Source organism: Pseudomonas sp. GW821-FHT07F01, assembly GCF_059418825.1.
Window position 1 is genome coordinate 646,495 of sequence record NZ_JBWKQO010000005.1, and the last position, 6,000, is coordinate 652,494.

The 6,000-nt window shown below is 59.4% G+C and carries 4 protein-coding genes and 3 tRNA genes; all 7 read left to right on the forward strand.

Annotated features, from left to right (window positions below; all coding sequences use genetic code 11):
- Nucleotides 1-27 precede the first annotated feature (27 nt).
- The gene (gene ltaE / locus AC07R1_RS21395) at nt 28-1,032 is read left to right on the forward strand and encodes a low-specificity L-threonine aldolase (RefSeq protein ID WP_011062763.1); all 1,005 of its coding nucleotides are present in this window, start codon (nt 28-30) and stop codon (nt 1,030-1,032) included.
- 146 nt (nt 1,033-1,178) lie between these two features.
- A complete protein-coding gene (gene alaS, locus AC07R1_RS21400; RefSeq protein WP_495110917.1) occupies nt 1,179-3,803 on the forward strand; it encodes an alanine--tRNA ligase in 2,625 nt (874 codons plus the stop codon).
- A gap of 97 nt (nt 3,804-3,900) precedes the next feature.
- Nucleotides 3,901-5,142: an aspartate kinase gene (locus AC07R1_RS21405; RefSeq protein ID WP_011062761.1), complete on the forward strand. Its 1,242-nt coding sequence runs from the start codon at nt 3,901-3,903 to the stop codon at nt 5,140-5,142.
- 187 nt (nt 5,143-5,329) lie between these two features.
- Nucleotides 5,330-5,518, forward strand: a complete 189-nt coding sequence (gene csrA, locus AC07R1_RS21410) for a carbon storage regulator CsrA (protein WP_002554426.1) — start codon at nt 5,330-5,332, stop codon at nt 5,516-5,518.
- Between the two features lie 62 nt (nt 5,519-5,580).
- Nucleotides 5,581-5,671: transfer RNA gene (locus AC07R1_RS21415), tRNA-Ser, on the forward strand.
- Nucleotides 5,672-5,778: 107 nt separating this feature from the next.
- Nucleotides 5,779-5,855: transfer RNA gene (locus AC07R1_RS21420), tRNA-Arg, on the forward strand.
- Between the two features lie 72 nt (nt 5,856-5,927).
- Nucleotides 5,928-6,000, forward strand: a tRNA-Arg gene (locus tag AC07R1_RS21425).

Sequence of the window (6,000 nt, forward strand, 5' to 3'; positions counted from 1 at the left end):
CAGGTCCCACAGCCGAGGCCAGATGTGATGAGCGTGATCGATCTTCGTAGTGACACCGTGACCCAGCCGACCCCTGGCATGCTCGATGCCATGGCCAGTGCGCCCACCGGGGATGATGTGTACGGCGAAGATCCGACAGTCAATCGGTTGGAAGGTGAATTGGCGCGGCGCCTGGGTTTTGCTGCGGCGCTGTTCGTGCCCTCGGGCACCATGAGCAACCTGCTGGCCTTGATGGCTCACTGTGAGCGGGGCGACGAGTACATCGTCGGGCAACAGGCCCATACCTATAAATATGAAGGCGGGGGCGCGGCGGTACTCGGCTCTATCCAGCCCCAGCCACTGGAATTGCAGGCTGACGGTTCGCTGGACCTTGTCCAGGTGGCTGCGGCCATCAAGCCCGATGACTTTCATTTTGCCCGCACCCGCCTGCTGGCCCTGGAAAACACCATGCAGGGCAAGGTGCTGCCCTTGGCCTACCTGGCCCAGGCGCGGGCCTTTACCCGGGAACACGGGCTGGCCCTGCATCTGGATGGCGCGCGGCTGTACAACGCAGCGGTCAAGCTCGGGGTGGATGCACGGGTGATTGCCGAGCATTTCGATTCGGTGTCGGTGTGCCTGTCCAAAGGTCTAGGTGCGCCGGTGGGCTCGGTGCTGTGTGGCTCGGTGGAACTGATCGCCAAGGCCCGGCGCCTGCGCAAGATGGTCGGTGGCGGCATGCGCCAGGCAGGCGGTTTGGCGGCAGCGGGGCTGTATGCCCTGGACCATCAGGTACAGCGTCTGGCCGACGACCACGCCCATGCACAATTGCTGGCCGATGGCTTGCGGCGGGTGGGCTACAGTGTCGAGCCGGTGCAGACCAACATGGTGTATGTAGAGATGGGGGATCGGGCCGAGGCGCTCAAGGCGTTCGCCGCCGAGCGCGGGATCAAGCTCAGCGCCGCATCACGGTTGCGTCTGGTCACTCATCTGGACGTCAGCGCCGGGCAAATCGAGCACGTGCTGAGCACTTTTGCCGAGTTTTCCCGTAACTGACAGTGTTCTCCGTCCAATTGACTGTTTGTATCGTACAAACACGCTGTACCTAGTGATTAACGCCGATATAATGCGGCCCTTTGCCGTCGTTTCGTCTGTTGACGTTGCGCACAGGCCTTTGGCCGCAGTCTCCGTGGAAGAACCTAATGAAAAGCGCAGAAATCCGTGAAGCCTTCCTCCGCTTCTTCGAAGAGCAAGGCCACACCCGTGTAGCCTCCAGCTCCTTGATCCCAGGCAACGACCCCACCCTGCTGTTCACCAACGCGGGGATGAACCAGTTCAAGGATTGCTTCCTGGGGCAGGAAAAGCGCGCCTATACCCGCGCTGTCAGCAGCCAGAAGTGCGTCCGCGCCGGCGGCAAGCACAACGACCTGGAAAACGTCGGTTACACCGCTCGTCACCACACCTTCTTCGAAATGCTGGGCAACTTCAGCTTCGGTGACTACTTCAAGCGTGATGCGATCACCTTCGCCTGGACCTTCCTGACCTCCGACAAGTGGCTCAACCTGCCCAAGGAAAAGCTCTGGGTCACGGTGTATGCCACCGACGACGAGGCCTACGACATCTGGACCAAGGAAGTCGGCGTACCCGCCGAGCGCATGGTGCGTATCGGCGACAACAAGGGTGCGCCTTACGCGTCCGACAACTTCTGGACCATGGGCGATACCGGCCCGTGCGGCCCTTGCACCGAGATTTTCTACGATCACGGCGCCGATATCTGGGGCGGCCCGCCCGGCTCGCCGGAAGAGGACGGCGACCGTTACATCGAAATCTGGAACAACGTGTTCATGCAGTTCAACCGCACCGCCGATGGCGTGTTGCACCCGCTGCCCGCGCCGTCGGTGGACACCGGCATGGGCCTGGAGCGGATCAGCGCGGTGCTGCAGCACGTGCACTCGAACTATGAGATCGACCTGTTCCAGAGCTTGCTGGATGCGGCAGCCAAGGCCATCGGCTGCACCAACGATGCCCAGGCTTCGCTGAAAGTGGTGGCGGACCATATTCGTTCCTGCGGCTTCCTGATTGCCGACGGCGTACTGCCGTCCAACGAAGGCCGTGGCTATGTGCTGCGCCGTATCATTCGCCGCGCTTGCCGTCACGGCAACAAACTGGGCGCCAAGGGCAGTTTCTTCTATCAGATCGTTGCCGCCCTGGTTGCCGAGATGGGCGAAGCCTTCCCGGAGCTGAAGTCCCAGCAGGCGCACATCGAGCGTGTGCTCAAAGCCGAAGAAGAGCAGTTCGCCAAGACCCTGGAGCAGGGCTTGAAGATCCTCGAGCAGGACCTGGCCGAGCTCAAGGGCTCGGTGGTGCCGGGCGACGTGGTGTTCAAGCTGTACGACACCTACGGTTTCCCGATGGACCTGACTGGCGATATCGCCCGCGAGCGCAACCTGACTCTCGACGAGGAAGGCTTCGAGCGCGAAATGGAAGCCCAGCGTGTGCGTGCCCGCTCCGCCAGTTCTTTCGGCATGGACTACAACAGCCTGGTCAAGGTCGACGTGGCCACCGAGTTCACCGGTTACCACGCCACCAGCGGTTCGGCGAAAGTGGTTGCTCTTTATAAGGAAGGGCAATCGGTCGACGTGCTGAGCGAAGGCGAAGACGGTGTGGTGGTTCTTGACCAGACCCCGTTCTATGCCGAATCCGGCGGCCAGATCGGTGACTGCGGTTATCTTCAGGCTGGCAACGCGCGTTTCGACGTGCGCGACACCACCAAGACCGGCGGTGCCTTCCTGCACCATGGCGTGCTGGCCAAGGGTAGCCTGACTGTTGGTGCGCCGGTTGAAACCCAGGTCGACGCGCAAGTGCGCCACGCGACCTCGCTGAACCACTCGGCCACCCACTTGCTGCACGCTGCGCTGCGCCAGGTATTGGGCGAACACGTACAGCAGAAGGGCTCGCTGGTGGACAGCCAGCGCCTGCGTTTCGACTTCAGCCACTTCGAGGCGATCAAGCCCGAGCAGATCAAGGCGCTGGAAGACATCGTCAACGCCGAGATTCGCAAGAACACCCCGGTGGAAACCGAAGAAACTGATATCGATACCGCCAAGAAGAAGGGCGCCATGGCGCTGTTCGGCGAGAAGTACGGCGACAGCGTGCGCGTACTGAGCATGGGCGGCGACTTCTCGGTAGAGCTGTGTGGCGGTATCCACGCCAACCGTACCGGCGATATCGGCTTGCTGAAAATCACCAGCGAAGGCGGTGTGGCTTCCGGCGTGCGTCGTATCGAGGCAGTGACTGGTGCTGCGGCCCTGGCGTACCTGAATGCGGCGGAAGAACAACTCAAGGAAGCGGCGACCCTGGTCAAGGGCAGCCGCGACAACCTGATCGACAAGCTGTCGGCAGTGCTGGAACGCAACCGCTTGCTGGAGAAGCAACTCGAGCAGTTGCAGGCCAAGGCTGCAAGCGCCGCGGGCGATGATCTGTCCGCTCAGGCGGCAGACGTCAAGGGCGTGAAAGTGCTGGCTGCGCGTCTCGACGGCCAGGATGGCAAGGCGCTGCTGGCGCTGGTGGATCAGTTGAAAAACAAACTCGGCCGCGCAGTGATCCTGCTCGGCAGTGTCCATGAGGAAAAGGTCGTACTGGTTGCCGGTGTAACCAAGGACCTGACTGGCCAACTCAAAGCCGGTGATTTGATGAAGCAAGCCGCTGCGGCAGTGGGCGGGAAGGGCGGTGGTCGTCCAGACATGGCGCAGGGCGGCGGTGTTGATGCCGCTGCACTGGATGCCGCGCTGGCCCTGACCGTGCCATTTGTCGAGCAGGGTATTTAAGGCGCCGAGCCGGGCCCGTCGTCTAGTGGCGGGTCCTTGCGCTGTGCAGTTTGATTGTTTAACGGGCGCCCCTTTACGGGCTGAGGCGGCTTAGAAAATGGCTTTGATCGTACAGAAATTTGGAGGCACTTCGGTCGGCTCTGTCGAGCGGATCGAGCAGGTCGCCGACAAGGTGAAGAAGTTCCGCGAAGCCGGCGATGACCTGGTGATCGTGCTGTCGGCGATGAGTGGCGAAACCAACCGCCTGATCGATCTGGCCAAGCAGATCAGTGGCGAAGCCAAACCGGTTCCCCGTGAGCTGGATGTGATCGTCTCCACCGGCGAGCAAGTGACTATCGCGTTGCTGGCCATGGCGTTGATCAAGCGCGGTGTTCCGGCGGTGTCCTATACCGGTAACCAGGTGCGCATCCTCACCGACAGCGCTCACAATAAAGCGCGAATCCTGCAGATTGATGATCAGAAGATTCGTGGCGATCTGAAAGCCGGTCGTGTGGTAGTGGTTGCCGGTTTCCAGGGCGTTGACGAGCACGGCAACATCACCACCCTGGGTCGTGGTGGTTCCGACACCACCGGTGTGGCGCTGGCGGCAGCTCTGAAGGCCGATGAGTGCCAGATCTATACCGATGTGGACGGCGTCTACACCACCGATCCGCGGGTTGTGCCCAAGGCTCAGCGCCTGGACAAGATCACCTTCGAAGAGATGCTGGAAATGGCCAGTCTCGGTTCCAAGGTGCTGCAGATCCGTGCGGTCGAGTTTGCTGGCAAGTACAACGTTCCGCTGCGCGTTCTGCACAGCTTTCAGGAGGGTCCGGGCACCCTCATTACTATTGATGAAGAGGAATCCATGGAACAGCCGATCATTTCCGGCATCGCTTTCAACCGCGATGAAGCCAAGCTGACTATCCGTGGCGTGCCAGACAATCCTGGCGTGGCCTTCAAGATCCTTGGCCCGATCAGCGCGGCGAACATTGAAGTCGACATGATCGTGCAGAACGTTTCGCACGATAACACCACCGACTTCACCTTCACCGTGCACCGCAATGACTACCTGGCGGCCCAGACCGTGCTGGAAAACACCGCACGTGAAATCGGTGCCCGCGAAGTGGTAGGCGACACAGACATTGCCAAGGTATCGATCGTTGGTGTCGGCATGCGCTCCCACGCGGGCGTTGCCAGCCGCATGTTCGAGGCCCTGGCTAAAGAGAGCATCAACATCCAGATGATCTCCACTTCTGAAATCAAGGTTTCGGTGGTGATCGAGGAGAAGTACCTGGAGTTGGCGGTACGTGCGCTGCACACCGCTTTCGAGCTCGACGCTCCGGCCCGACAGGGCGAGTGATGCGTGTTTGAAAGGGCGCGGTCTGACCGCGCCCTTTGTGTTTTTGATCGGCACGGGAGAAAACTGTTCTTTTGCCCGTGCTAGTCAATACTTAGGCGTGTAGGACTGCAGCCGACCCGGTTGTAGGCCAACACCCTTTTTTTTGCAGACTGTAGTCCCTGAAAATGTAATGCGTGAGGAGAAAGGTATGCTGATTCTGACTCGTCGGTGCGCAGAAAGCCTGATCATTGGTGATGGCGAGATCACTGTGACCGTGCTCGGCGTCAAAGGTAATCAAGTGCGTATTGGTGTCAACGCCCCCAAAGAAGTGGCGGTTCACCGTGAGGAAATTTACCTGCGGATTAAGAAAGAGAAGGACGAAGAACCAAGCCATTAATTTTTATCGTTTTTTTTGTTTGCAAACGGGGAGAAAGCTGGTTAATATACGCCCCGTGTTGCGGAGAGCTGGCCGAGTGGCCGAAGGCGCTCCCCTGCTAAGGGAGTACACCTCAAAAGGGTGTCGGGGGTTCGAATCCCCCGTTCTCCGCCATTATTTGCTTAGTACGTTGTAATCTGGCTTCTTCTGTAAGTTGTTGAAATTACTAGAAAAAGTGCTTTACAAAAAGATTTAACGGCCTATAATGCGCGGCAACAAATGCACTCGTAGCTCAGCTGGATAGAGTACTCGGCTACGAACCGAGCGGTCACAGGTTCGAATCCTGTCGAGTGCACCATTTAAGAGTTAGTTACAGTTATGTAGTTAACTTGGCTTCAACCAGTTGTGGTCTGGTCTAAAAACACAAAATGCACTCGTAGCTCAGCTGGATAGAGTACTCGGCTACGAACCGAGCGGTCACAGGTTCGAATCCTGTCGAGTGC